This is a genomic window from Barnesiella sp. WM24 (assembly GCF_004570975.1).
Taxonomy (GTDB): domain Bacteria; phylum Bacteroidota; class Bacteroidia; order Bacteroidales; family Muribaculaceae; genus Muribaculum.
This window is the reverse complement of record NZ_SPPC01000003.1, coordinates 51,247-74,675: the sequence shown is the minus strand read 5'-3', so window position 1 is coordinate 74,675 and position 23,429 is coordinate 51,247. Positions and strand designations below refer to the sequence as shown.

The 23,429-nt window shown below is 48.0% G+C and carries 22 protein-coding genes; 5 read left to right on the top strand and 17 right to left on the bottom strand.

What is annotated here, in order from left to right; all coding sequences use genetic code 11:
• Positions 1–151: 151 nt before the first annotated feature.
• The 3 genes from E4T81_RS03550 to E4T81_RS03540 all read right to left on the bottom strand — a co-directional run bounded on the left by E4T81_RS03550 (position 152) and on the right by E4T81_RS03540 (position 3,418).
• On the bottom strand, positions 152–1,252 hold the full coding sequence (locus tag E4T81_RS03550; protein ID WP_135041477.1) for a hypothetical protein: 1,101 nt from the start codon (positions 1,250–1,252) through the stop codon (positions 152–154).
• A gap of 130 nt (positions 1,253–1,382) precedes the next feature.
• Positions 1,383–2,147 (bottom strand): TIGR03915 family putative DNA repair protein, encoded by a 765-nt coding sequence (locus E4T81_RS03545; RefSeq protein WP_135041475.1) that lies wholly within the window; start codon positions 2,145–2,147, stop codon positions 1,383–1,385.
• The gene (locus E4T81_RS03540; RefSeq protein ID WP_135041473.1) at positions 2,144–3,418 is read right to left on the bottom strand and encodes a putative DNA modification/repair radical SAM protein; all 1,275 of its coding nucleotides are present in this window, start codon (positions 3,416–3,418) and stop codon (positions 2,144–2,146) included. Before E4T81_RS03540 ends, E4T81_RS03545 begins: the two co-directional genes overlap by 4 nt.
• Before the next feature lie 96 nt (positions 3,419–3,514).
• On the opposite strand from E4T81_RS03540, the gene E4T81_RS03535 reads away from it, so the two are divergent.
• The 3 genes from E4T81_RS03535 to E4T81_RS03525 are packed head-to-tail and all read left to right on the top strand — an operon-like array spanning position 3,515 to position 7,967.
• The gene (locus tag E4T81_RS03535; protein WP_135041471.1) at positions 3,515–5,821 is read left to right on the top strand and encodes an ATP-dependent helicase; all 2,307 of its coding nucleotides are present in this window, start codon (positions 3,515–3,517) and stop codon (positions 5,819–5,821) included.
• The gene (gene nspC, locus E4T81_RS03530; protein WP_135041469.1) at positions 5,821–6,972 is read left to right on the top strand and encodes a carboxynorspermidine decarboxylase; all 1,152 of its coding nucleotides are present in this window, start codon (positions 5,821–5,823) and stop codon (positions 6,970–6,972) included. Before E4T81_RS03535 ends, nspC begins: the two co-directional genes overlap by 1 nt.
• Positions 6,972–7,967 carry a glycosyltransferase gene (locus tag E4T81_RS03525; RefSeq protein ID WP_167761636.1) on the top strand — a complete coding sequence of 332 codons (996 nt, stop codon included), beginning with the start codon at positions 6,972–6,974 and terminating at the stop codon, positions 7,965–7,967. The genes nspC and E4T81_RS03525 overlap by 1 nt, the downstream gene beginning before the upstream one ends.
• 126 nt (positions 7,968–8,093) lie before the next feature.
• Here E4T81_RS03525 and E4T81_RS03520 read toward each other — a convergent pair whose 3' ends face one another.
• Both E4T81_RS03520 and E4T81_RS03515 read right to left on the bottom strand, forming a co-directional pair.
• Positions 8,094–8,594, bottom strand: a complete 501-nt coding sequence (locus tag E4T81_RS03520) for a flavodoxin (RefSeq protein ID WP_135041465.1) — start codon at positions 8,592–8,594, stop codon at positions 8,094–8,096.
• Positions 8,595–8,657: 63 nt separating this feature from the next.
• The gene (locus E4T81_RS03515; RefSeq protein WP_135041463.1) at positions 8,658–11,159 is read right to left on the bottom strand and encodes a DUF5686 and carboxypeptidase-like regulatory domain-containing protein; all 2,502 of its coding nucleotides are present in this window, start codon (positions 11,157–11,159) and stop codon (positions 8,658–8,660) included.
• 154 nt (positions 11,160–11,313) lie between these two features.
• On the opposite strand from E4T81_RS03515, the gene E4T81_RS03510 reads away from it, so the two are divergent.
• Entirely contained in the window at positions 11,314–11,775 is a 462-nt protein-coding gene (locus tag E4T81_RS03510) for a CYTH domain-containing protein (protein ID WP_135041461.1), read from the top strand.
• Positions 11,776–11,782: 7 nt separating this feature from the next.
• Here the strand turns inward: E4T81_RS03510 and E4T81_RS03505 are convergent, their stop codons facing one another.
• The 8 genes from E4T81_RS03505 to E4T81_RS03470 all read right to left on the bottom strand — a co-directional run bounded on the left by E4T81_RS03505 (position 11,783) and on the right by E4T81_RS03470 (position 18,823).
• A complete protein-coding gene (locus E4T81_RS03505) occupies positions 11,783–12,373 on the bottom strand; it encodes a 7-carboxy-7-deazaguanine synthase QueE (RefSeq protein ID WP_135041459.1) in 591 nt (196 codons plus the stop codon).
• Positions 12,352–12,717 carry a 6-carboxytetrahydropterin synthase gene (locus E4T81_RS03500; protein WP_135041457.1) on the bottom strand — a complete coding sequence of 122 codons (366 nt, stop codon included), beginning with the start codon at positions 12,715–12,717 and terminating at the stop codon, positions 12,352–12,354. Before E4T81_RS03500 ends, E4T81_RS03505 begins: the two co-directional genes overlap by 22 nt.
• Before the next feature lie 16 nt (positions 12,718–12,733).
• Positions 12,734–14,143, bottom strand: a complete 1,410-nt coding sequence (gene rlmD, locus E4T81_RS03495) for a 23S rRNA (uracil(1939)-C(5))-methyltransferase RlmD (RefSeq protein ID WP_135041455.1) — start codon at positions 14,141–14,143, stop codon at positions 12,734–12,736.
• 193 nt (positions 14,144–14,336) lie between these two features.
• Positions 14,337–15,014 (bottom strand): flavodoxin family protein, encoded by a 678-nt coding sequence (locus E4T81_RS03490; RefSeq protein ID WP_135041453.1) that lies wholly within the window; start codon positions 15,012–15,014, stop codon positions 14,337–14,339.
• An 11-nt stretch (positions 15,015–15,025) separates the two neighbouring features.
• Positions 15,026–16,198: an iron-containing alcohol dehydrogenase gene (locus E4T81_RS03485; RefSeq protein WP_135041451.1), complete on the bottom strand. Its 1,173-nt coding sequence runs from the start codon at positions 16,196–16,198 to the stop codon at positions 15,026–15,028.
• 7 nt (positions 16,199–16,205) lie between these two features.
• The gene (locus E4T81_RS15560; RefSeq protein WP_209308148.1) at positions 16,206–16,697 is read right to left on the bottom strand and encodes a cyclophilin-like fold protein; all 492 of its coding nucleotides are present in this window, start codon (positions 16,695–16,697) and stop codon (positions 16,206–16,208) included.
• An 82-nt stretch (positions 16,698–16,779) separates the two neighbouring features.
• Positions 16,780–18,258: a flavodoxin gene (locus E4T81_RS03475; RefSeq protein ID WP_135041449.1), complete on the bottom strand. Its 1,479-nt coding sequence runs from the start codon at positions 18,256–18,258 to the stop codon at positions 16,780–16,782.
• A gap of 4 nt (positions 18,259–18,262) precedes the next feature.
• The gene (locus E4T81_RS03470; RefSeq protein WP_135041447.1) at positions 18,263–18,823 is read right to left on the bottom strand and encodes a DapH/DapD/GlmU-related protein; all 561 of its coding nucleotides are present in this window, start codon (positions 18,821–18,823) and stop codon (positions 18,263–18,265) included.
• 231 nt (positions 18,824–19,054) lie between these two features.
• Between E4T81_RS03470 and E4T81_RS03465 the strand changes: the two genes are divergently transcribed.
• Complete coding sequence (locus tag E4T81_RS03465) at positions 19,055–19,951, top strand: AraC family transcriptional regulator (RefSeq protein ID WP_135041445.1); 897 nt, start codon at positions 19,055–19,057, stop codon at positions 19,949–19,951.
• 20 nt (positions 19,952–19,971) lie between these two features.
• Here the strand turns inward: E4T81_RS03465 and E4T81_RS03460 are convergent, their stop codons facing one another.
• From E4T81_RS03460 to E4T81_RS03445, 4 genes are all read right to left on the bottom strand, one after another.
• Positions 19,972–20,871 (bottom strand): carboxymuconolactone decarboxylase family protein, encoded by a 900-nt coding sequence (locus tag E4T81_RS03460; protein WP_135041443.1) that lies wholly within the window; start codon positions 20,869–20,871, stop codon positions 19,972–19,974.
• Positions 20,868–21,590 (bottom strand): flavodoxin, encoded by a 723-nt coding sequence (locus tag E4T81_RS03455; RefSeq protein ID WP_135041441.1) that lies wholly within the window; start codon positions 21,588–21,590, stop codon positions 20,868–20,870. Before E4T81_RS03455 ends, E4T81_RS03460 begins: the two co-directional genes overlap by 4 nt.
• Before the next feature lie 87 nt (positions 21,591–21,677).
• On the bottom strand, positions 21,678–22,832 hold the full coding sequence (locus E4T81_RS03450) for an aldo/keto reductase (RefSeq protein WP_135041439.1): 1,155 nt from the start codon (positions 22,830–22,832) through the stop codon (positions 21,678–21,680).
• Positions 22,829–23,395 (bottom strand): DapH/DapD/GlmU-related protein, encoded by a 567-nt coding sequence (locus tag E4T81_RS03445; protein ID WP_135041437.1) that lies wholly within the window; start codon positions 23,393–23,395, stop codon positions 22,829–22,831. Before E4T81_RS03445 ends, E4T81_RS03450 begins: the two co-directional genes overlap by 4 nt.
• Positions 23,396–23,429: the final 34 nt, after the last annotated feature.

The window sequence follows — 23,429 nt, the reverse complement described above, 5'->3', positions numbered from 1 at the left end:
ATCACGGCATTAATTTAAAATGATTTTAAATAAGAAAACATACAGCACAAGCCATCATCACAAGCGACATACTTATGACACAGCTACTTACAATAGCCATAACGCAAAAAGGGCCCCACTCGTTGAGCGGGGCCGGGCTTAACTAAAAGTCTTATAGCTTAATGCCTGATGAGTTGACACGCTTGATTATACGCTCTACAGCGGGGAGCAAAGGCTGAAGATTGTCGGGCTCGCGAAACTCCATTTTAGTCTTGTCATCACGCAATTCCATATATTCTTCGACCGTAAGATAATCTATCTCAATAGGATACAACTCAACATAGCTGTTCATCTCAACAGGATTTTTTGTCTTGAACTCTTTTTTTATCCACTTTCCCCGACCAAGCAGATTAGCCGATGTCACGCGATAAATCAAATCATGTATATTATATTTCCCTCTGTCATTAGCATTATAAACGAAAGACAACGACAATTCTCGGAAATCAGTAGTTAAGCCCAATAATTTCATAAAATTAGGCGAATACTTATGATTCTTATAGTTTGACAGAACATCAACAGTTACAGTAAACAAGCCGCCTGACTTTTTAGCCACAGCATTCCAGGAATATTTTCCCATAATTGTATCCGTGACAGCACCGTTCAATATAGCTTCCGGCTCATCCATGTCTACATCAGCACTGAACAGCATCCTGATATTTGAAATATAATCAGCATCTTCGGGTGACGCCACACTATCACAACCATCAGCTCCCGTATAATGCGCATAACGCTTCACCGCTTTCAACTTAGGGATACTGTCATAACGTCTATACCCTTTAACTTTGGCATTTTTCTCTATGTTATATGTATCGATCATATACTCCGAAAACAGTTTTAGGGTGTCTCTGTCGGTAGCGCCTGTGTCATATTCCCTGGCATAGTAGATTACCCTTGTTATCGGGCGATCTCCCGGCACTACGGTGACTTCGGGAAGCGTGTAAGTATCAGCTATCATTTTAAGAGTGTCACACATTACAGAAGCCACACCCTCCTTATAGCCGAGCGAACGCACATTTAAAGGAAAGAGCGATGCAGAAACATCAGGCGTAAAACCATCGACGTCGGTAGTACCGAGAATAAGACCCGACGACGAAAAAACTGTGGCTCCTACCAAAGGCGAGGCATCTACGGCATCAACCACAGCAACACGCTTCGCCATTACGCCAGACACAGACAGAACAGACAGAACAAGAAATGCAATATACTTTTTCATAAATATTTTTTTAATCCGCCTGCAATATTACGAAAAATTATCGGAATTCCACACCAATAGACGATATTTCAATATTTTTATCCATAAAGTCTGTTACCTGCAAAAGTGGCGACCCCGAGTTTCAGAATCGTCACTGCTTTTCCGTAAGATATTTCCAGAATCTCACCGGCATATCCTGACGCTGCTTGCGTGGATTAGATCTCTCCTTAATGGCTATTGCCTTAAAATATGTGCGCCACATGTCCTGCATCAGTAGCTCTTCTTCATCCATCATGTCGGGCGACAGTCTTCCGGTGGCGATATGAGAGAGCTCTTCCGGCAGAGTGACGCGAGTGGCATCCTTGCCATCATAGTAATAACCAAATCCACGCCGTTTGTCATAAAGGAGAAACTTCATGGTCGAAAACCGGTCGACAAAGTGAGGCACAGCAATTGCAAGCACATTGTAAATCGGCTCAATCATGCCGAAGTATGTACCGTCGGCAGCTTTCTGAAAACGCACAAACTGCTTCACCCGGTGAGCCTCACCCCTTACACGACGAACCATGCGCGTCATCTCCACCACATCCGGGTCACTGAAATCAGTCTCAATGCTCACCGGTGAATCCACAGCCTTGCGGAGATAGCGGAAAAGCACGATGTCATAGTCGGCAATCTCACAAAGAAAACTTGCCACTACAGCCGACAACGCTTCTCTTGACAGCTTCTTTTCAAGAGCGCGCCACACACGTCCCGCCTTCTCCTCATCGGTAATCACCTCTCGGCAATCATCATAAAACATGGGAAGAACCTCACCCTCCCTAACGAGCATGTCGGGGAAGCACCTCCATGAATAGGCGTCAAAGAGTGCGGTCAACAATCCCTCAAATGTACTGTCAAACTGAAAAACCGTCATTCGCCAAAATCAAGAGTCATCTGTAACGAATTATCTCCCTTTGGAGCCTTGCGCGGAGGCTCTGTAAGCTGCCTACGCACATACTCGGGCGAGACATCGGCGACACATGCCGACTCAAGCTCTCCGCAGGTGATAAAATATCGGGCACGCTTCATCACGACACCGATCTTGCGCAGATGGTCGGAAGTAAGACGCCGGAAGCGACGTGCGTTGACAATAAGGGTTGCCGACTTGACACCCACCCCGGGAATACGCAGTATCATCTCATAGTCGGCACGGTTGACATCTACCGGAAAAGCCTCCGGATGTCGCAAAGCCCATGACAGCTTCGGATCAATCTCAAGCTCAAGATCGGGGTGAGAGTCCCCCGCTATCTCATCGGCAGTAAAGTGATAGAAGCGCATAAGCCAGTCGGCCTGATAAAGCCGGTTCTCCCTGACAAGAGGCGGCTGCTTCAGCATCGGCAGCCTCTCGTCGTAAGTATTGACGGGCACATAACCGGAATAATATACACGCCTCATGGTAGGGGTGGCATACAGCGCCGATGACAGTCTGAGGATGTCACGGTCACGCTCCGGCGAAGCCCCTACAATCATCTGTGTGCTCTGACCGGCCGGAACAAAACGCGGCACATGGCGCAGCCGCTTGCGATCCTCCTTGTTTTCAAGCACACCCTGACGTATGTATCCCATAGGCTCATAGACACTCTTGAAATCCTTCTCCGGTGCAAGATATTTAAGCGACCCCTCGTCAGGTATCTCGATATTTACGCTCATTCTGTCGGCAAATCGTCCGGCAAGATTCACAAGCTCCTGCGATGCCCCGGGGATGCTCTTCAGATGTATATAGCCGTTAAAGCGGTGGATTGTACGCAAATCCTGCGCCACTCTCACAAGCCGCTCCATCGTATAATCGGGATTACGCACCACCCCGGAGCTAAGAAACAGACCTTCTATATAGTTGCGCCGGTAAAATTCCATTGTTATGCCTACCAGCTCTGTCACCGAAAGCGTGGCGCGTGGAATGTCATTGCTACGGCGGTTTATGCAATAGGCGCAGTCATACATGCAGACATTCGTAAGCATAACCTTCAGCAGTGATATGCACCTTCCGTCGTCAGCGAAACTATGACATATACCCACCCCGCCGACAGTATTGCCGACACCATCGCCTTTCCTGCCACGGCGCACAGTCCCGCTCGACGAGCATGACACGTCGTATTTAGCCGACTCGGCAAGTATTTTTAGTTTACGGAGTGTTTCTTCAGTCATAGTTTTCGTTATACAAATTTAGACATTCCCCGCCATATTGCAAAATCACAAGTGTCATATGTCAGGATTATTTGTTAATTTTGCACTATATACAATATGGAAGACTATATAAGCAAACTAAATAAACAGCAACAGGATGCGGTGCTATACACCGGAGGTCCGCAACTTGTGATTGCAGGCGCGGGGTCGGGCAAGACACGTGTACTTACTTACAAGATAGTACACCTGCTCACACAAGGCTATGAACCCTGGCGCATACTCGCACTTACCTTCACCAACAAGGCTGCGAAGGAAATGCGTGAACGCATCAAGAATGTGGTAGGTGAAGCCACGGCGGCAAAGCTGTGGATGGGCACGTTTCACTCTATATTCGCCCGCATATTACGAAACAATGCAGAGCTTATCGGCTTTAAAAGCAACTTCACCATCTACGACGCATCAGACTCAAAATCGCTGATAAAAACCATAATAAAAGACCTGCAGCTCGACGACAAAATCTATAAGCCAAGCGTAGTGGCGTCGGCAATATCATCGGCAAAAAATGCTCTCATATCGCCTGACCGCTATGCACTTGCCTCTGACATAATGGAGGCCGACAGGCGCGCCAAGCGTCCGAGACTGCACGAGATATACCGAATCTACCGCGACCGGTGTTTCGTTGCCGGAGCAATGGATTTTGACGACCTGCTCTACTACACCAACATTCTGCTCCGCGACCATCCGGAAGTGCTGCGCCATTACAGCGAGTATTTCCGTTATGTACTCGTTGACGAGTATCAGGACACAAACTTCGCGCAACACCTGATTGTGTCAAAAATATGTGAAGCGAGTAAAAACCTATGTGTAGTAGGCGACGACGCACAAAGCATATATTCGTTCCGAGGAGCCAACATCCGTAATATCCTCAACATGAAAAGCGCATATCCCGACTTGCGCATATTCAAGCTTGAACAAAATTACCGCTCTACCCAGAATATTATCAACGCGGCAAATTCGCTCATTGCCAAAAACAAGGAGCAGATACGCAAAAATGTGTTTTCACGCAATGACATCGGGTCACGCATAGAGGTAGTGCAGAGCTATAGTGACTATGAGGAAGCATATCTCATATCCAACCGCATCTCCCAGTTGAAGATGCGCCAGCAAGACAGCTACGAGGAGTATGCCATACTCTATCGCACCAACGCCCAGTCGCGAATACTTGAAGAGTCGTTGCGCAAACGAAACATACCTTACCGCATATACGGAGGATTGTCATTTTACCAGCGCAAGGAAATCAAGGATGCCATAGCCTATTTCCGTCTGTCGGTCAACCCCGATGATGACGAGGCGCTGAAGCGTGTAATCAATTTCCCGGCACGTGGCATCGGCGAGACTACACTGAACAAGGTGTTCCGCTGTGCTATCGACAATAATGTCAGCGCATGGAAAGTGATAAGTAACCTCGCCTCCTACGACACAGGCGTAAACTCCGGGACAGCAAAAAAACTGCTCGGATTTCGTGACCTCATACAGGAATTTATCGACAAGAACTCGACCGGTGAAGATGCCGAGAGTGTAGCGCGTTACATCATCACCCGAACACAACTTCTGAGTATGTTGCTTACCGACCGCACTCCGGAAAGCATCTCAAAACAGGAGAATCTTCAGGAACTGCTTAATGGCGTAAAAGAATTTGTGGCAAATAAAATCGAAGAAGGAGCCGAGGACACCTCTCTCACCGACTTCCTCGGCGAAGTGTCGCTTGCCACCGACCAGGACAATACGGATGTCAGCGAGGCGTCAATAACGCTTATGACAGTCCATGCAGCAAAAGGGCTGGAGTTTAACAATGTATTTATCGTCGGCGTAGAGGAGGAGCTATTCCCGTCAGCCATGAGCAGTGACTCACCTGCCGAAATAGAGGAAGAGAGAAGGCTGCTCTACGTAGCGATTACACGCGCGAAAATAAACTGCACGATAAGCTACGCTTCATCACGGTTTCGCAACGGGCAGACAAAGACTTGCCAGCCATCGCGATTTCTGAATGACATCGACAGGAGCTACCTGCATCTCGCCACCGGCAACGATTTTGTTCACCCTGACTCGTTCATCAACCCGATTGACAACTACCGCAGCTCAATGACTCCGCCCAAACGCCAGTCATTCAGCCATCCGCTTGTCGACCGCGCGTCCACTCCATCCCCGAAACCGGCTTCATCGGCAGTCTCTGCCGCAGGAGAAGGACAACATGCCGCTTCGGAACTTGAAGAAGGCATGAGGATAGAACACAGCCGCTTCGGCAAAGGCACGATACTAACCATCGATACTGACGCCACCGATGCCAGAATAGAAGTAAAATTTGATACGGTAGGAAGCAAAAAACTGCTTCTTAAATTTGCTCGATTTAAAATAATAGGATAATGAAACCACAAGACATCCCCACCCCGTTTTATATAGTCTACGAAGATAAACTTCGAGAAAACCTTGAACTCATAAGCCGCGTGAAAAGCGAAGCCGGAGTAAAAATAATCATGGCGTTCAAGGCAAACGCGTTATGGAAGACATTTCCCATAATCCGCGAGTACGTAGCCGACTCGACTGCAAGCTCGTTAAACGAAATGTATCTCGGCAACGAAATGCTCGGCGGGGAGGTCCACAGTTACTGTCCTGCCTATACACCGGAAACAATAAACGAATTTATTGCCGGCAGCAGTCACCTCACTTTTAACTCGATAAGTCAATGGAAGCGCTTCAGAGAATATGTGGACAAATGGAACTCTGACTGTGGCAATCACCACGTGTCGCCGGGGTTACGTGTCAATCCACAGTGTTCGGTAATAGAGACTGACATCTATAATCCTGCACTACCCGGCTCTCGATTCGGCGTGACGGCCGACATGATTGGTGACTCTCTACCTGAAGGGATTGAAGGATTGCACTTTCATTCGCTGTGTGAGTCAGACTCTCATGCTTTAGCAAAGGTACTTGAAGCCTTCGAGCAACAGTTTGGGAAGTACCTTAACCGGGTAAAATGGGTAAATATGGGCGGTGGACATCTTATGACAAGGAAAGATTATGATGTCAACCATCTCATAACTCTGCTGAAAGAGTTCAAGTCACGCCACCCTCATCTTGAAGTAATCATGGAGCCTGGCAGCGCGTTTACCTGGCAAACCGGCGACCTCATCACCTCTGTTGTAGATGTAGTTGAAAATCAAGGAGTCAAGACCGCAATCATAGACGCTTCATTTGCCTGTCACATGCCTGACTGCCTTGAAATGCCCTATCAGCCTGCCATAGCGGAAAGCTGTGAGCAAGGCGACGACACCATAGCCTACCGCCTCGGAGGCAACTCCTGTCTCAGCGGCGACTACGTAGGCGACTGGTATTTCAAAAAACCGCTTGTAACAGGCGACAGGCTGACATTGAAGGACATGAACCACTATACGACCGTAAAGACCACCATGTTTAACGGCATCCAGCATCCGGCGATAGTGCTTTGCAACCACAACGGTCGATGCAGCTATCTGCGCCGCTTTGATTATAATGACTACAAAACACGCATGAGTTGATGAAATACTCTGTAATAATCCCGGTCTACAACCGCCTCGACGAGGTGGAGGACCTTCTTGAAAGTCTGTCGCGACAGACTTTCAAGGATTTTGAGACTATTATCGTAGAAGACGGATCTACGGCTCCATGCATTGAAGCCGTAGATCGGTATGCAGGAAAAATTTCCATAAAGTATTATCACAAAGAAAATGAAGGACGCTCAATAGCCAGAAACTATGGCATGGAACGTGCCGGCGGTGAATACTTCATCTTTTTTGACTCCGACTGCGTGATTACTGAAGAGTATTTTGAGAATCTTGACAAGGCTCTCACCAATCATCCGGTAGACTGCTTCGGCGGACCGGATGCCGCTCACGATTCATTTACCGACACACAAAAGGCGATTAACTACTCGATGACGTCGTTTCTGACCACCGGCGGTATACGCGGAGGAAAAGTGAGCCTTGAAAAATTCACACCGCGCACCTTCAACATGGGGTTCAGCCGTAAGGTATATGAAAAAGTAGGCGGATTCAGGGAAATGTTTTCGGAAGACATAGACATGAGCACCCGCATCAAAAATGCGGGATTCTCCATTGCGCTTATCCGAGAAGCATACGTCTACCACAAGCGTCGCGTGGATTTCAAGAAATTTTTCCGGCAGGTACATGTCTTCGGCATGTCGCGCATCACCTTAAAGCTGCTCTATCCCGGCTCGATGAAGCTCGTTCACTGGCTGCCGGCGATAGCTGTAATCGGCGCATTGCTCCTTGTCGTGCTTGCAATTACTGTAAGTCCGTGGTTCTTGCTTCCCCTTGCTCTTTATATAGCGGCAATCTGGATTACAGCGCTGCTATCGACCCGGAGTGCAAAAATCGCCACACTTGCCATACCTGCCGCCATAATACAGCTTGGTGGATACGGCACAGGATTCATAAAGGCTTATGTGACCAAAATCATTTTAGGGCGCGGTCGCGACATCAACGAAGAAATACTGATAAGAAAAGGCAAGTAAAGAGTGTAAAGTCTTTGAGACAGTTCTAAAAAACCTAAGCGGATGAGGATTGTGACAAACCACAATCTCACCCGCAAACTACCGGAGCAGGATTACCCGTTGACAAATCCTTTGGGTATTCCTGTCTTAAATCTCCGATTTTACCTTAGCGACCCACTCGTTCAACCGGTTTTCAGTCAGCTCTTCTTTGTTGACATTGTCAAGCAAAAGCCCTACATATACACCGTCAATGAAAGCGGGACTCTCGTCAAAGTCATAACCTTCGGCATTGAAGTATCCGACAAATCCCGCGCCTGTCTTCTGAAGACGGTTGTAAAGTTCACCGAGAGCACCACAGAACGTATCGCTCATAGACTCGTCGCCGCAACCGAACAACGCGATTTTCTTTCCCTTCAGCTCAAGCACCTCAAGTCCGTCAAGAAAATCATACCAGTCATCCTGAAGCTCTCCGGCGCCCCATGTGGAAGAGCCGAGTATCAAGACATCGTAGGGTGCCACATCGGAAGGCGATGATTTTGCGACATCGTGAACATCGCCATCAGCAACACCGAGTTTCTTTGCTATCTCCTGCGCCACCTCGGCAGTCATTCCGGTTGATGAGCCATAGAATATTCCAATTTTTTTCATAACAATTCTTCGTTTTCTCTTATAAACGTGAGACCACAAAGAATGTTCACTTTCGGGCGGCGGTCAGAATGAGAAGTGAAGCGCAAACCGTATGCCCCAGTCAGGTGCCTCGAATGAATGTCGGTAGCTGAGACGCCACACCGAGTCAATCCTTATAATACGGAATATATTGTCAATGCCCGCGCTGATTTCCATATATGGCATATCGGTCATTGGCGTAGTATGTACATTTTCAGGAAAAATGAACAATGACTTGTCATAAGCCGGATTATTCTTGCGGCTAAGATGTCCCCACAGTCCGCGGAAGTTCACGACTTCACGCAGTTTCAGCTTTTTCACCAGTGGAATGTGATTGAATATCAACCCGTTCATCCAATAGGTGAGGTCAACCATCGCATAGGAGTCATTGATAAATTCAAGCGGGTTCATCAATGCAAAACTTTCAGGCTGGATTGTATAAGAGAGATTGGCATTTGGCAGACACAGGTTCATGTAAGGCGACGGCGACCATGAATGACCTCCCTTGACTACGGCATCTATATAGCCGAATGCAGAGAGCCAAATGCGTTTAAAGAAGCGCATTTCAGTGCGGTTGACAGTAAACATGCTTCCCAGAAAACCCTTTGGCGCGTAGGTGTGCATCAGTTCGATTACAGGTGCATCCATATTAATCGGGCTGCGGTTGGTAGTACCCTGAAGGAATTTTTCACCCGGCGCATAACGTAGCTTGACGTTAAACAACATTTCATTGTAATGGCCGAAATCACGTCCGTATCCGTCAATAAACGGAATCCACCGAGTCGCCTCCTGCCGCTCAAACGCCGCGCCTGCAGTGACAGAAAAGTTATTATACAGTTCAAGCGTGTACTCAAGCATTGTGGCACGCCTGTATGTGACTCGCGTATCTGCGATGCGCTTCAGCGAGAGAAACACATTGTCGGCATTGGTAAACGAGTAGTTCTGTCCGAGTTCGTCAAGGAGATACAGGGATGTAAGACGTAACGAATGGACGGGAAATTCCCTGGAATGATATTCTTTGTCACGGAATGAGTATTCCACCTCTCCGCGATATTTCACCTTTCGGTCACGGAATCCATAGGCGACATAACCGCGTGCAAACCAACGTGGCGAAAGATATGCCGTTGTCATTCCTCCGGCACGTAACCTCACACCCTCTGCTGTGTTGTAGGAAATACTCGTATTAACAGGTCCGTAGTCAAATTTAGGCGGATTCCCGGTGTGCCAATACCCCATGACAAGCAATTTAAGTGTCTTTTCCGTCCAGTAATAAAGCGGGACAGACCGTAACCGCTGCACCATCGTCTCCACACTCCCTTCTCCGCGCTTCAACGGGATAAGGCGGTGATTCTGCCAGAAATCATCATCCCTGTCACGCGCTCCACGAAGAATTATCTCAGGCGGAGTCCCGTCAAACACCTGCGCCTCCAGACCTGGGCGGTCAAAATTGTGGTTCTGATAAACCGTGTTGCGGTGGGAATAAAGCTTCGGCAGTGCAGGAAGCACCGAAAATTCAATAATCATGTCATCGGTCTTCTTGAGACGGGTGCCGTCAGGCGCTTTTTCATACTTCTGCCTCACAGTCATCGCATCAAGAAAATTCACATTAATCGTATGTGGCAAGTGCAACTCTATCTGCTTTATAAACATCGTAGAGTCATTTTTAGGCACATACAATTTGCCGATAAAGCCCCATGTCTCCGAGGTGTGAGGCACAAAGCTCAACACGACACAAGAATCGCCGTCAACCTCAAGCGTGTCGGTAAGATAAAACTTATAGAAGTCGGGAGCTATACTCGACAACGGACTCACAAACCTATTTTGAAGCAACGTGACATCATTATTATAAATGTCAATCTCACGAAATACATCCTCCAGCGCCTCGCGCGCCCCATCCTTGTTTGACGTCATCTCATCAAGTCCCACCTGACGCAAACCAAGCACAGTCTCTCGCGTCGCCTCAGGCTTTTTCCGGTAATTTACCTCCGATGACTTCTCTTTTGTCAGGAAGTTCAAGACAGGGCTTCCCGACAATTCTGAATAATCAAGATGCTCTTTCAGAAAGTTAAACTTATTGCCTATCCAACTGTAATTCTTATCAGGGTCAAAATCATTGATTGCCATGTTGATGCGCTCATACTTGTCATAATTATAATAATCATGACGCCTAGGGTCGGTAAGAGGAGCAGCAGCCCTTATACGGTTAAGGAAATCAACGGCGGGATTATTCTTTTTACTGTACTTCTCCTTCTTGGGCTTCACCACTATCTCGTTAAGCGTGACCCCGGTAGGCACAAGTTCCACGACAAGACCAGGCACAGCCGCCACTGTCTTGGAAGAGTATCCCATTATCGAAAAGCGCAGTGAGTCGCCGGGAATCTTTGCTGAAATTCTGAAATGCCCGGAATCATCGGTCATGGTGCCGGTGTTGGTCCCCTCTACATATACCGCCACGTAAGGCACGCCTTCATGAGTGAGCGAATCAATCACCGACCCGGACAAAGCGGTAGCGCCTACTGCCGCCCTCACAGGCAGAAATTGCACCATAACAAGCAGGCAGCATAAAATATACCTCAGCAGGGAACTTTTCAAAACTTTTACTCTAAAAATTGTATCTTTCTCAAAAAACAAATATATCTTTGCAATGTTCGGTAACAGGCACAAGCCGTTACCGCTTGCAAATTTACTATAATTATGACCTATGGCAAAAGAAATCGAGCGTAAGTTTCTTGTTAAGGACGATTCCTACAAAGATGTCGCATCAGGCAAAAAGCATATAATACAGGGTTATCTGTCGACTGAGATCAAGGCGACAATACGTGTGCGCATCGTGGATGACAACGCCTTTTTGACAGTCAAAGGGAAAAACGACGGCGCTGTACGCGATGAGTGGGAATATCCAATTCCGGTCAAAGACGCGACAGAGATGCTCGACAGGCTTACCACCGGCACGGTTATCGAGAAGACCAGATACATCGTAGACTATGAGGGCAAACGCTGGGAAATCGACTCGTTCAAGTCGCCGGTCGCCGGTCTTGTGGTCGCGGAAATCGAGCTCACGTCACCCGACGAGCGGTTTGCCATTCCCCCCTTCATCGGGAAAGAAGTTACGGGCGACCCGGCATATTACAACTCAGCCATCGCCGGACGTGCCGGGCAATGACATAGAGTCATCTCACATTCAGCAGCTTGTGCATCTGTAGACCAAGACGCCACTGCGGATGGTCAAGGCAATATTCAAACGCGGCAGCAGTCAACTTCTCATTTTTCAGGCTGTCACCCGTATCACACGGTTGAAGAACACGGAAGGTAGCCTCTATATAATCGTAATCAGCAGGGTTATTGTCACCGCTATATACTATCTTGAGTTCATCACATCTACGCAAGACCGGCATAGCATTGCTACAGAAAGCGTCTTTAGGCGACATCGTTACAAAATCGATATTGTCAGGCAAGGCACAGGTGCCATTGGTCTCGATACACACCTTTTTACCTGTATCTTTCAACTCACTGACAAGTCTGGCATCAATAAACAACCCGGGTTCACCACCTGTCAGCACGACAATCACGCCTTTATGGCGCTTCACTTCCGAGACAATCTCGTCACGCGACATTTCAAGAAAAGAAGAGTGGTCGGTGTCACAGAAAGGACACTTCAGATTACAGCCGCTGAACCTGACAAACACGGCGGGCACGCCCGCATGGATGCCCTCACCCTGGATGCTATAGAATATCTCGTTTATTCGGTAAGTCTCAGCCATACTCCAGCCTTCTCTTCATCAATGTAGACAGCCTCGTTGCCTTCCGACTCCCTTACACATGCCTTGTAGCACTGAGGGACACGGTCGACAATCCATCTCGCAATATTTTCTGCCGTAGGGTTAAACGGCAGCAGCTCGTTAAGATTGCCATGATCGAGATAGCCGTGAATCATCTCTTTTATAGCGGTAAAGTCGCATACCATTCCGTCAACATTCAATTCACGAGACATACAGCACACGGTAATCACCCAATTGTGACCGTGCAGCCGACTACATTTACTCTCATAGCTCAGCGAAAGACTGTGAGCCGCCGATATTTCAAGTCGTTTTGTTACAAAATACATAGACCGCGGGTTCTTGTTATTTCAAGGTAAGATTCACGACATTCTCAACATGTGCCGTGTGGGGAAACATATCCACCGGCTGAATAGCCTCCACCTTATACTTGGCATCAAGCAGTGCAAGATCGCGTGCCTGAGTGGCAGGGTTGCAGCTGACATAGACAATACGGCGCGGCGCAGCATTAAGAATCACATTGACAACATCCTCATGCATGCCGGCACGCGGAGGATCTACAATCATCACGTCGGGACGACCATGCTCAGCGACAAAACTATCAGTGAGCACATCTTTCATGTCTCCGGCATAAAAGAGAGTGTTCTCAATACCGTTGACCTCCGAATTTATCTTTGCGTCGGCAATAGCCTCGGGCACATATTCAATACCGATTACCTTAGAGGCTTTTCCGGCAACAAAATTAGCGATAGTACCGGTTCCGGTATAGAGGTCATATACCAGCTCGTTTCCTGTAAGACCGGCAAAATCTCTCACTACACTGTATAGTCTGTAAGCCTGACGTGAGTTGGTCTGATAAAATGATTTCGAGCCAATCCTGAATCGCAGCGACTCCATGCTCTCCTCTATATAATCCCTGCCTGAGAACGTAAGAATCTCCTGGTCTCCGATTGTATCATTGACTTTTGTGTTTATCACATAAAGCAACGACGTTATCTCGGGGAAACGCTCTTTCACAGCTGAAAGCAGTGTATTTATCCTGTCGGCATCATCCTCTCCAAACACCATGACCGCCATAATCTCTCCTGTCGAGGCAATGCGTATCATCAGTGTGCGCAGCAGTCCCTGCTGCTGACGCAGGTCATAAAATGTATAGCCATGCTCCTTTCCGAAATCACGCACAAAGCAGCGCAATCTGTTGCCAAAATCATCCTGCAGGTAGCAACAGTCTATGTCAAGCACTTTGTCAAACGCTCCTGGAATATGAAATCCGGCTCCATCACGGTCACTGAACTCCTCGCCCGATGAAAGTTGCTCATAGGTGAGCCACTTTTTATTGGAGAAAGTATACTCCATCTTATTGCGGTAACACCATATCTCTTCCGAACCGAGAATAGGCGACACTTCCGGGGCATCAACTTTGGCAATGCGCTCGATAGCATCCTTTACCTGCCGCTCCTTACATGCAAGCTGGAACTCATAGGGAAGATGCTGCCAACGGCAACCGCCGCAAACCGTGAAGTGACTGCACTTAGGCTCTACCCTCACATCGCCAGGCTGATGAATAGCAGTAATCCTGCCCTCGGCATAATTCTTTTTCTTTTTGGTAAGCTGTATATCCACAATGTCGCCGGGGGCACCGAACGGTACAAACACCACCATGTCATTAACCCGCGTAAGGGCATTGCCTTCAGCAGCGACATCGGTTATCTCAATCCGCTCCAACAGCGGGAGCTCTCTACGTTTACGTGACAAAGCAATAATCGGTTTAGTTAATATTGCAAAGTTACATATAAATCCTGAGATTTCTACACCGGCAGAATAAAAAGCATTAATTCATATCCGGCAAAATAAATTCATGAATTCATGATAAACGCCCCAAAGGAAATGCAAGACCTGTATTTACTTTTTGAGATCAGTCAGTCTCTTTTTATTATAAATAACAAGGCTATGATATTCTGGAAAGGAGCCACGAAATGTTTTTGCCGAGGTTGCGCATAGTTTCCACGCCTTCGGCATCTTTCAGTGCCTCGCCGGGTAATCTGCCGTATGCGATATTCCAATAGGTAGAGCCGACAATAAACATTTCTTTGTTCAGGAAGAAACGGTTGATGGTGTCGAGCACGTTCATCGCTCCGGCACGGCGTCCTACCGCTATTCCTGCACCAATTTTGTGGCTGAACATTCCGGGATTGGTGTCGCTGACAACACTTGCTCGCTCAATTACCGCCTTCAATGTCGACGAGACATCTGCCGAATAAGTCGGAGATCCCATTATTATTACGTCCGCATCGGTCATCCGTTCATAAACATCTCGGAATATGTCGTCGGAAAACACGCAGTTTCGCTTTCCGGCACAGGCAAAACATGCTTTACACGGATTTATAGTGTGTCCGGCGAGATCTATTTTGTCTACTTGGTGTCCCTGACCTGACAATTCCGATAGGACAATATCAATCATGTCACCGGTGTTTCCCTGTTTTCTGGAGCTGCCATTTATCGCAAGTATCTTCATCGAGCTATTATCCTCACTAATTAGACCGGAGGCACCCGCCAGTCCTGTTGAACTAATAACAGCACCAGCCGTCAGTACCCCCATCCGTTTAATCGCATCGCGTCTGTTCATGCGGTTTATGATCAGAGGCTATTGCGAAGTATGTCAACAATCTCAGCATGGTCAAGTGTCTTATAGCCGCCTGTGAGAATGATGGTGGAATCAGCAATTCCGTCGAGCATGTCAGGTGTGACACCGAGCGATGATATATCGGAAGCTGCGCCTATTTCCTTTATCCATGATTCAAGAGCCTCAATACCCTCGGAAGCAATCTGCTCATCAGTCTTTCCTTCAGGAAGAACGCCCCATACGACTTCTGCAAAACGCACGAAGCGGTCCAGTCCGTATCTCATGATGTGGCGGTAGTATGCCACTGATACACCGGAAAGAGTCATACCGTGAGTGGCATCAGTATATGCACCTATAGCCTGACCTATCATGTGTACCATCCAGTCCTGTGGTTTGCCCTCGCCGATGAGGGTGTTGAGTGCCCATGTGGCCGACCACATGAGGTTGGAGCGGGCTTCATAATCCTCCGGATTTTTAACAGCCACGCGGCTCGATGCGATTACAGAGCGCATAAGTCCTTCGGCGAGATAATCGGATGTACTGTCGTCATTGCCGGAGAAGTACTGTTCCATAATGTGGCTCATGGTGTCAAATATTCCGGCTACCAACTGGCGTTGTGGCAGACTGAAAGTATATTTAGGATTGAGTATCGCAAACTTCGGCATCACATCTTCACCAAACACCTTGCCGATTTTCATCTTGGCGGCGTGGTTGGTGATCACCGAGCCTCCGTTCATTTCCGAGCCTGTACCTGCCATTGTCAGAACAGCACCTACCGGGATTATTCTTTCACCGGGTGTTGGGTCTTCCTGTCTTACCCAGAATCGCTGCCATGCGTCGCCGTCATACCACGCCGAAACGCTGACCGCTTTGGCATAGTCGATTGTCGATCCTCCGCCTACGGCAAGAATGAAATCCACGTTGTTCTCACGCGCAACCTTAATGCCCTCATTCAATTTTTCTACCGTAGGATTAGGCATTACGCCGGGTAGTTCCACCACTTCTTTACCAACGGATTTGAGCGCGGAGATGACATCATCATAGACTCCATTGCGCTTGATAGATCCTCCGCCATAAGTGAGTAATACCTTTTTCCCGAAAGGTATGAGAGCTTTTGCGAGATTTTTCTGCGCCTCGTCACCAAAGAATAGCTTAGTGGGGTTGGCATATATGAAATTTCCTAACATAGTTTGGTTATTTTATGAGTTGTTTCTTTCCGTTTATGATATATATACCTTTGGGCAGGTCTGATATTTTCCGTCCTGCAAGAGTGATTCTACGACCTTGCAAAGTGTATATCTCAGGCTCTTTGTATGTATCGGCAGTGATGTCGTCGATTCCTGATTGCCCCTGTTTTGCAAAAATCACATTGATTGAACTTCCCGACAGGAAATCGCGGATTTCAGAGACACCGGCTCCGTCAATACGTCCAAGAGGAGTATAGGACCATGAGTTGGAGCCGTAAAATATCACGATGTTATCACCCTGATAGAGCATTATGTCTCCGGCTGAGGTCGTAATCTGACGGTTGGATGTAGGGAGCGACCAAGGGAGGTCACCTACTTTTTCAAAGCCGCCGTAATCGTTCATTCTGATTGTAACAGGACCGTTGTCAAGCCGCGTAAGCAGTTGCCTGGCTGCTTCGGTGTCGGCAAGTGTGGCGGTCATGGTTCGGCCGTTTGCCATGATTTCTATTTTGTTTTGCGCGTTTGCCATGAGTGCGATTAATGTCACAATTATAATAACAAAATGATTAAGAATTTTCACGTCAATACCAGTCATGTTTCTCGTTGCGGTTAAGTGCGGCAATCGCGGTCATCTCATCTTCGGTCAATTCGAAGTCAAATATTGAGATGTTTTCTTTCATGTGGTCGGGGTTGCTTGATCCGGGAATCACTATAACACCACGCTGCAAGTCCCAGCGCATAATGACCTGTGCGACTGATTTGCCGTGCCGCCCGGCGATTTCGGTCAGTACCGGGTCGTTAAGCAATTCCTTCTGATGCCCTCTGCCCCCTAACGGATACCACGCCTCGACCGCTATTCCGAGATTCTGGATATGGGGAACGACATCAGTGTCCTGATAATAGGGATGAACCTCGTTCTGTACAAGCACAGGCTTTATATCGACCTGACGGATGAACTCGTCGATTTCCCTGATATAGTAGCATGACACGCCTATGGAGCGGATCTTTCCCTCCCTGACATATCGTTCCATCGCCTTGTAGGCTTTCACGTCATTAGTGCCGGGATGATGAAGAAGCATCAGGTCAACGTAGCCGAGGTCGAGTTTGCGAAGACACTCATCTATTGCGGCTTCGGGGTTGCCATACTGGTTGGGGTAGAGTTTGGTCGCCACGAAGATTTCTTCACGCGGCACACCCGATTCACGTACTCCACGACCCACCTCTACCTCGTTGCCGTACATGTGCGCGGTGTCAATCTTTCGGAAGCCGAGAGAGATAGCCGACTTCACGGAGTTCACGCACACGTCGCCTGTAAGGCTGTATGTGCCGAGACCAACTATCGGCATATCATATCCGCTGCTGAGGCGGATTGTGGGTGCCTGACCGTTTTTACCCTCTGAAAGAGGAAATTTAGAGTAATCCATATCTGAGTCAGAATCTGTGTCAAATTTTATATCAAGTCCTGAAATCCACTTTTCAAGCCCTGTTTTGGCAGTGTTTCCCACAAAGCGTCGTCCGGGAATCCAGACAGCATCCGGGACGAGAGAATGCAGATTGCGGTCGCTGCTCCCAAGACCGCTGGAGTGTGAGGTGCAGAACGGTACTATCGTTTTCCCTTTGAAATCTCCGCTCTCAAGGAAGGTGCTGATTATACGCGGAGCTTCTCCCCACCATATCGGATAACCGAGGAAAACCACATCGTATCGGTCAAGACCGTCAGGCATACTTTTTATTGCCGGACGAGCCTTAGGATTGTTCTGCTCCCTGTTGGCGCGGCAGTCGCTGTTATAGTCGAGGTCGGCGGCAGTGTAAGGCTCTTCCGCTTCGATTCTGAATGTGGATGCCCCGGTTATGTCCGCTATACCCTCGGCAATACCTTCCGTGGTGCCCGTACATGAGAAGTATGCTACCAGTACGCTGCCATTTTTGCCGGGTTCAGTGCCGGGTGTCGAATCAGGAACCGGATTTTCAGTTATCGGGTCATCATCCGTTGTGGTGCATGATGCACACGCTGTCAGAGAAAGCATAGACATTATCATTGAAAGAATTTTGATTTTCATATATTCATGTATTTATATGTCGTATATACTTGGCGGGTATTCCAGCGACAATTGTATTATCGGCGACATCATTTTTTACAATAGCCCCTGCGGCCACTATGGCATTTTCACCGACCGTGACACCGGGCAGTATTATCGCTCCTGCTCCGATCCATGCGTTACGGCGAATCACAACCGGGGATGTAATCAGTGAATGTCGTCTTTCAGGTTCTTCTGGATGTCCTTCGGTCGCGATTTTCACACCGGGGCCGACAAACACTCCGTCCTCCAGCGTTATGCCGCCCTGATCAAGAAAGGTGCAGCCGAAGTTTATAAAAACCTCTTTGCCTACCGTTGTCATTTTGCCGAGAGCGGTATAAAACGGCGGGAACATCCTCACTGTGCTGTCAAGCCGCTGCCCCCAGATGCGTTCCAGAATGGCGTGTATCTCATCGGGTGTATGGTAGCCGGTGTTCAACTCGGCGATAAGCCGACGGGTATTCTCAATCTCGTCACAGAGAAGTTCGGGAGCAGTCTCGGATATGCGCTCGCCGTTTCTCATACGTTCAATAATATCATTTACCATATCGTTTATTTATTTGTTTTCACAGTGCAAAATTAGCTTCAAAACAAATGGCAGGAATAACCAATATTACGCATGAATGTACCTCGATTACGGAATTACACATCTGCCTTAAATCACTGATTCGCAAAATGTACCAATCTTACGGAATTATGTACCCCGATTACATATAGGTAAGTTTTCCGCATTGCGCGACAGTTGATTATAGCTATCTTTGCAAAAAAGAAATCTTATATGGAAATATACGAGGCAGACACTATTGAAAAATACAACCGCTATTTCGGTTTTGAGACGCGACATCCGCTTGTCGGTATAGTTCATTTTGACGATACCGTGGAGCAGCCGACCCATTGCATGCACTTCGGGTTCTATTCGCTTTTCATTAAAAAGACCACCGGGTGCAAGATAAACTATGGAAAGACATCGTATGACTTTGATGACGAAACGGTAGTCAGTTTCGCTCCCGGTCAGACGGTAGGAGTGCATCGTTTTGAGGACGGGCCGGCACCGGAAGCGATCGGGCTGCTGTTTCATCCCGATTTTCTTCTGCGGACTCCTTTAGCTCAGAAAATCAAGCAATACACATTTTTTTCCTACGCCTCAAACGAAGCGTTGCACCTGTCTACAGAAGAACGCCTGATCTTGCAGGACTATATGGACAAGATAGCCCGTGAGCTGCAACATCCCATCGACAAGTTTTCCAAGTCTCTTATAATATCCAACATAGAGGTAATGCTCAATTACTGCATGCGCTTCTATGAGCGTCAGTTTGTCACTCGTGAAGAACTTAATCATAACGCCCTCGGCAAATTCGAGCAGCTTATTGACGAATATCTTGACAGTGGACGCGGAGTGACCGACGGGATACCCACAGTAAAGTATTTCGCCGACAAGATATGCCTTTCATCCAACTATTTCGGCGATCTTGTAAAGCAGGAAACGGGCAAGACCGCACAGGAATATATACAGCTGAAAATGATAAACTACGCTAAAAACTCGTTATTGAATCCCGCACTAAGTACCAAACAGATTGCCGAGCTGCTTGGCTTCCAGCACCCGCAGCACTTCATCCGCTTCTTTAAAAAACAAACCGGAAGCACTCCAAGAGAATACCGGCTGCAGCTTAATTAGACCCCGTTCCACAATATTAGTTAACGCCGGGTCTTAGTATTGCTTAGAGCATCATATTCTTCATCGGTCACCGGTTCAAGCCAGATATTTTCTGAGTTTTCACCTGGCACACTGAATGCGAGATGCGCAAACCATGAGTCTTTTGCCGCCCCGTGCCAGTGCTTGACGTTGGCTGGGATGTGTATTACTGTGCCCGGGAGTATCTCGACAGCAGGCTTTCCTTCTTCCTGATACCATCCTCGTCCTGCGACACCGACGAGCATCTGTCCCCCGCCCTTGTCAGCCTTGTGGATATGCCAGTTATTGCGACAGCCAGGCTCAAACGTGACATTGGCAAACGGAATCTGCGCGTCGGAAATCGGTGCAAGATAGCTGTTGCCTGTGAAATACTTCGCGTAAGCCGCGTTAGGCTCGCCTATCGGGAATATCATCGAACGCGCGAATTCTTCGCGCTGCGAAGCGACAGAGTCGTTGGCTGCCATTGCATCATCACCCTTGATACCGTCATTCCATACATATTTTGCAAGGCGGAAAGCCGCCCATGCCTTCGGCCATCCGGCGTAAAAAGCTACGTGAGTCAGTATCTCGGCAATCTCTGTGCGGGTTATCCCATTTTTCTTCGCCTCCTGAAGATGATAGGTCAGCGAACTGTCGGTAATTCCCTGCGAGATAAGAGATGTGATTGTCACAAGACTGCGGTCGCGCAATGAAAGAAGGTCATTGCGGCTCCATACTTCTCCGAAAAGGATGTCGTCGTTAAGACGGGCGAACTCCGGAGCGAAATCGCCAAGCTGGTCGCGCCCTGCGGTTTGCACGACTTTCGTCTCGCGAGCTGAATGTTGAGCTATTTTCTGCTGTGCCATAATAAGATTTGATGTCATTGCCGATATTGCCAGCAATATTATTGTTATTCTTTTCATTTCGATATAATTGTTTTCTTTCCGTTTATGATATATATCCCCGCTGATAATCCTGCAACAGAGCCGGCTTCAGAAAGAAGCCTTGCGCCGGAGAGTACATATACTGTATATCTTTCGTCAGAGTCAGTCGAAATATGTCCGACACCTGCTGTCAGGTTGTCGTAATTTATATCCTTCAGCCAGTCATCAAGCATAGCGCCGGCATTTGAAGTCTGGGTAGACCTTATCCAAAGTGACGGGGAGAGGAAATCACCGCCGGGTATCAGTCGCTTTGCATCGGCTTCAACACCGCTTATGCCACTGCTTGCACTTGAACCGATGAGTCCGATTTTCTTCCCTGCCATCTCCCTGCCATATTGAAACAGAAATGTCTGCAAAGGGGCTGCCATATTACTCCACCAAAGCGGAGCACCGATGATAATGCAGTCATATTCCGACAGATTCACATTTACAGGATCAATCGCAGGATATGAAGCCGCGTCAGCGGGATTATTGCGAATGGAAGCTATCTGCGCGCTGCCGATGGCATAGTTGTCGGCAGCATAATCAAGACCTTTTTGCGCCGGTTCGACCTCCAGCACATCAGCATCTATTTTCTTACTGAGTTCATCCACTATCCGCTCTACATTATTGGTATAGCTATAGTAGACTACGAGTGTTTTTGCCTGCACGCCTACAATTGCAAGCAGTGTAAAAATTGCGATAAAAACTATTCTCATTTTATTTAATGTATAATGCAAAATTAATAATCAACATTATAATTGTCCCTACCCGAATCATCTGTAAATATACCCGATTTGCTGTAATCAGTATCCTACCGGCTTTTGCTGTTCGGCATTATACCTGTCACCGACTACAGGGATAGCGGCTACAGCGGTCTCAAGTGTGCGCCATTCTTCGTCAGAGACACTAAATGTGAGTGTGTGAAGATTCTCTTCGAGATGAGAGTGTTTGGTTGTGCCGGGGATTGGTACTATCCACGGGGCTTTGTGCAACAGCCATCCGAGTGCCACCTGCGAGGAGGTCATACCCCTTTCCCTCCCGAATTGCCGGAGTTCGTTGACTATCCGTGTATTGGCGCGTATTGCCTCCGGCCGGAAACGCGGCAATATGTGGCGGTTGTCGTTGTCGGTGTCAAAACGAGTGTACTCATTTATGCAGCCGCCGAGAAAACCGCGGTTGAGCGGACTGCAAGGCACAAACCCTATGCCGAGCTCACGGCAGGTATCAAGCACTCCGTTAATCTCCACGTCGCGATGCATCAGATGATATTCACTCTGGATAGCCGTCAGCGGGCATACTGCATGAGCCTTGCGTATTGTGTCGGCACTCACCTCGCATAATCCCCAGCGCCGCACCTTACCTTCCCTGATAAGCTCGCTTATCGTTTCGGCAACTTCCTCGATTGGAGTATTGCGGTCATATCGGTGCTGATAAAACAATGGAATAGAATCAATGCGCAGTCGCCTCAATGATTCCTCGCAATACCGTCGTACAGTAGCACGGCTACTGTCCTGCCGACCGGTGCCTTTGCCATCAATCACCTCATGACCGAATTTAGTAGTCACGTTAACGCGCCCCTTATATGGTTCAAGAGCCTCACCGACAAGCAGTTCATTTTTAAGCGGACCATATATTATAGCCGTGTCAAACAATGTCACACCTCGGTCAACAGCCTCATGTATAAGCCGTATGCACTCCTTTCGGTCGGGCGACTGCGAGCGGTTGTAGTTCATCCCCATCACTCCAAATCCGAGTGCCGACACTTTCATTGCTGCGTTTCCCGAGCCAAGTGTGCGATATTGCATATTGCCGGATTTCAGTTTTGTCGAATCTTTGCCCGACAACACGGCTTCAGCCGCATGCACTTTGTCAAGCACAGGATTTATCGACAATGCCGCACCGATTACTGCCGCGGTCTTCAGAAAACCCCTGCGGCTGACTCCCTTTTCCTCTTTCATGATTCTATCTTCTTGATTATTCTTGCCGGATTGCCGGCGACAACTGTCATCGGGGGAACATCCTTAGTCACCACGCTTTGCGCTCCGACAATCGAGCCATAGCCGATTCTGACTCCCGAAAGAATTGTGGAATTTATACCAATCCAGACCTTATCCTCTATGACAATCGGTCGTCCATATGTAGCACTGCGATTGTCGGGGTTCGGGTCATGGTTGATGGTGATGAGATTGCACTTCGGACCGATAAACACTCCGTCACCGATTGTTATGCCTCCCCTGCCAAAGAATGTGCAACACTGCTGGATGAAACAGTCTTTGCCTATTTTCACCGGTTTGCCGTAATCGATATAAAACGGAGGCAATACCGTGGTACTGTCGTCAAGCGGTTTGCCGAGGATTTTCTCCATCAGTTCATGCACTCTTATTTGGTCGCGAACACTGACCGAGGCAAGCTCCTGCGCAGTCTCCATAGTCGAGAATATATCATCTATCAGAAGCTCATAGCCCGGTTCGCAGGGCGATACAAGTTTGCCGCTGAGGTCTTTTGCAAATATGTCGTTCATATACGGAATGGTTTTGATTTCATATCGCAAAATT

Coding starts and splice junctions, on each gene's coding strand:
- E4T81_RS03540 (WP_135041473.1), bottom strand. CDS start 3,418: ATGACTGAAGAAACACTCCGTAAACTAAAAATACTTGCCGAGTCGGCT.
- E4T81_RS03460 (WP_135041443.1), bottom strand. CDS start 20,871: ATGAAAAGAATAACAATAATATTGCTGGCAATATCGGCAATGACATCA.
- E4T81_RS03550 (WP_135041477.1), bottom strand. CDS start 1,252: ATGAAAAAGTATATTGCATTTCTTGTTCTGTCTGTTCTGTCTGTGTCT.
- E4T81_RS03545 (WP_135041475.1), bottom strand. CDS start 2,147: ATGACGGTTTTTCAGTTTGACAGTACATTTGAGGGATTGTTGACCGCA.
- E4T81_RS03515 (WP_135041463.1), bottom strand. CDS start 11,159: ATGGTGCAATTTCTGCCTGTGAGGGCGGCAGTAGGCGCTACCGCTTTG.
- E4T81_RS03510 (WP_135041461.1), top strand. CDS start 11,314: ATGGCAAAAGAAATCGAGCGTAAGTTTCTTGTTAAGGACGATTCCTAC.
- E4T81_RS03465 (WP_135041445.1), top strand. CDS start 19,055: ATGGAAATATACGAGGCAGACACTATTGAAAAATACAACCGCTATTTC.
- E4T81_RS03450 (WP_135041439.1), bottom strand. CDS start 22,832: ATGAAAGAGGAAAAGGGAGTCAGCCGCAGGGGTTTTCTGAAGACCGCG.
- E4T81_RS03470 (WP_135041447.1), bottom strand. CDS start 18,823: ATGGTAAATGATATTATTGAACGTATGAGAAACGGCGAGCGCATATCC.
- E4T81_RS03520 (WP_135041465.1), bottom strand. CDS start 8,594: ATGAAAAAAATTGGAATATTCTATGGCTCATCAACCGGAATGACTGCC.
- E4T81_RS03535 (WP_135041471.1), top strand. CDS start 3,515: ATGGAAGACTATATAAGCAAACTAAATAAACAGCAACAGGATGCGGTG.
- E4T81_RS03485 (WP_135041451.1), bottom strand. CDS start 16,198: ATGTTAGGAAATTTCATATATGCCAACCCCACTAAGCTATTCTTTGGT.
- E4T81_RS15560 (WP_209308148.1), bottom strand. CDS start 16,697: ATGGCAAACGGCCGAACCATGACCGCCACACTTGCCGACACCGAAGCA.
- E4T81_RS03455 (WP_135041441.1), bottom strand. CDS start 21,590: ATGAGAATAGTTTTTATCGCAATTTTTACACTGCTTGCAATTGTAGGC.
- E4T81_RS03475 (WP_135041449.1), bottom strand. CDS start 18,258: ATGAAAATCAAAATTCTTTCAATGATAATGTCTATGCTTTCTCTGACA.
- E4T81_RS03445 (WP_135041437.1), bottom strand. CDS start 23,395: ATGAACGACATATTTGCAAAAGACCTCAGCGGCAAACTTGTATCGCCC.
- E4T81_RS03525 (WP_167761636.1), top strand. CDS start 6,972: ATGAAATACTCTGTAATAATCCCGGTCTACAACCGCCTCGACGAGGTG.
- E4T81_RS03490 (WP_135041453.1), bottom strand. CDS start 15,014: ATGAACAGACGCGATGCGATTAAACGGATGGGGGTACTGACGGCTGGT.
- E4T81_RS03505 (WP_135041459.1), bottom strand. CDS start 12,373: ATGGCTGAGACTTACCGAATAAACGAGATATTCTATAGCATCCAGGGT.
- E4T81_RS03500 (WP_135041457.1), bottom strand. CDS start 12,717: ATGTATTTTGTAACAAAACGACTTGAAATATCGGCGGCTCACAGTCTT.
- nspC (WP_135041469.1), top strand. CDS start 5,821: ATGAAACCACAAGACATCCCCACCCCGTTTTATATAGTCTACGAAGAT.